Source organism: Pantoea sp. Pa-EAmG (genome assembly GCF_030024295.1).
Taxonomy (GTDB): Bacteria; Pseudomonadota; Gammaproteobacteria; order Enterobacterales; family Enterobacteriaceae; genus Pantoea; species Pantoea dispersa.
On record NZ_JASEWO010000327.1, the window covers coordinates 1 to 2,130 of the forward strand.

The 2,130-nt window shown below is 57.2% G+C and carries 3 protein-coding genes; all 3 read right to left on the reverse strand.

The window, feature by feature from the left end; translation table 11 throughout:
• On the reverse strand, nucleotides 1-709 hold a 709-nt coding region (locus QMM04_RS22295), incomplete at its 3' end, for a type I glyceraldehyde-3-phosphate dehydrogenase (RefSeq protein WP_282997081.1).
• Nucleotides 710-787: 78 nt separating this feature from the next.
• Nucleotides 788-1,765 carry a helix-turn-helix domain-containing protein gene (locus QMM04_RS22300; RefSeq protein ID WP_282997082.1) on the reverse strand — a complete coding sequence of 326 codons (978 nt, stop codon included), beginning with the start codon at nucleotides 1,763-1,765 and terminating at the stop codon, nucleotides 788-790.
• A 51-nt stretch (nucleotides 1,766-1,816) separates the two neighbouring features.
• On the reverse strand, nucleotides 1,817-2,130 hold a 314-nt coding region (locus QMM04_RS22305; RefSeq protein ID WP_282997083.1), incomplete at its 5' end, for a substrate-binding domain-containing protein.

Sequence of the window (2,130 nt, forward strand, 5' to 3'; positions counted from 1 at the left end):
GCACCGGCACGCGCAGTGAATACCCCGTCAGACGGCCATCCAGTTCCGGGATGACGCGGCCTAATGCTTTCGCCGCACCGCTGGAGTAAGGCACAATCGACAGGGCGGCGGCACGCGCACCGCGCAGATCCTTCTCAGGCTGATCGTGCAGCACCTGGCTATTGGTATAAGCATGGGTGGTATTCATCAGGCCGTGTTCAATGCCGAATGCCTGATGCAATACCTGCGCGGCTGGCGCGAGACCGTTAGTGGTACAGCTGCCGTTACTCACCACGAAATGCTGCTGGGGATCGTAACGCTGGTCGTTCACACCCAGTACAATCGTCAAATCATCGTTTTTACCGGGGGCAGAGATGATCACCCGTTTTGCGCCACCGTGCGTGATATGCACTGCCGCTTTCTCGCGCTCGGTGAAGAAGCCAGTCGCTTCAATCACAATATCAACACCCACGTCACGCCAGCGGATATTGGCCGGGTCGCGCTCGCTGAACACGCGTACAGGCTTGCCATCAATGCGCAGCTCACCTTCACCGGCCTCAACTTCTGCAGGAAGTCTGCCCAGCAGTGAATCGTGTTTAAGCAGATGCGCCAGCGTTTTGCTGTCGGTGAGATCGTTAATCGCCACAATCTCAATATCGTTGCTGCCGAGTGCGGCGCGAAACACGTTACGTCCGATACGGCCAAAGCCGTTAATGCCAATCTTAATCATCATTGACTCCTTATCCGAAGTGGTTGCAGTCAATGTAGGACGATGCGCGATTGGCGTAAATGACAAAAAAGGATCACTTTACGCCATTTTGCGGCAGTGAAAGCGTTGGCGATATTCACCCGGTGTGAGATGCAGCTGGCGCTCAAAACTGCGGCGCAAATTGATGCTGCTGCCAAACCCGGTGTCGAGGGCGATGCGTTCCAGCGTCGCGCGACTCTGCTCCAGCTGTTCGCGTGCGGCGGCCAGTCGCGCTTCTGCGACATAGCGCGCCGGTGATGCGCCGGTTTCACGGGTGAATACGCGGGTGAAATTGCGGGGGCTCATGGCGACACGTTCGGCCAGCTTTTCAACCGACAGATCTTGCGCCAGATTTGCACGGATCCAGCTTTGCAAATCGTGAATCGGACCGGTGCTGGTTTGCTGTAACTGATAGCGGCTGAACTGCATCTGTCCGCCGGGGCGACGCAAATACATCACCATATCCTGAGCGATATCGCGTGCCACGCTGAAGCCAAAATCCTCTTCAACCAGCGCCAGCGTGAGATCAAAGCCGGAGCTGACGCCGCCGGACGTCCAGATAGGACCATCCTGAATATACAGCGGACCCCCTTCCACCTGAACACGGGGGAAGCGGGTTTGCAGGGTTTCCAGCAGGCGCCAGTGTGACGTGGCGCGGCGTCCGTCGAGCAAACCGGCTTCGGCGAGCAGCATCGCGCCACCACAAATTGACACCACACGCCGAGCCTGCGGAGCCGCCAGCCTGATGAAATCCACCACCATATTGCCTTCTTCAACGCTGTCACCGCGTCCGGTAATCATGATGGTGTCCCAGGCGGCGCGGGGATCTAATTCGGCCAGCTTCAGGTCAGCCAGCAGGTTGAGGCCCGACTGACCATGAATCACCTGATGCGGCTGCGTGGTGGCAATACTGACGCGATAACGTGGCTGATCTACGCCGACCGGCAGGTGCAGGTTGGCGTGCATCAGGATGTCGGCAATACCGACGGCTTCAAACAGCATGCCGCCATCGGGAACAATAACGAGGAAATGCTTCATGGCGTAAAATGCTCATCGCGTCAAAATAAGCCAGATTATCGCACGGCGCCGTTATTTTTGCTGGTAATACGGCCCCTGGGTGATCGAATTGCGCAGCACCAGTCGGCCCGGCATCAGTGGCTGCGCCGTCACGCTTTCACCATCCAGCATTTTAGACAGTTGCGTTAACGCGCTTGATACCATCTCAGCAACCGGAACATGCACCGTGGTTAATGCCGGCAGGAGATAGGGCGCAACCGGGATGTCATCAAAGCCCAGCAATGAGACGTCATGCGGGATGCGCAAACCTGCGTTGTGCAAAGCGCATGCAGCGCCAATCGCCATATCATCATTGCTGGCGACAATCGCGGAAAATCTGACTTTAC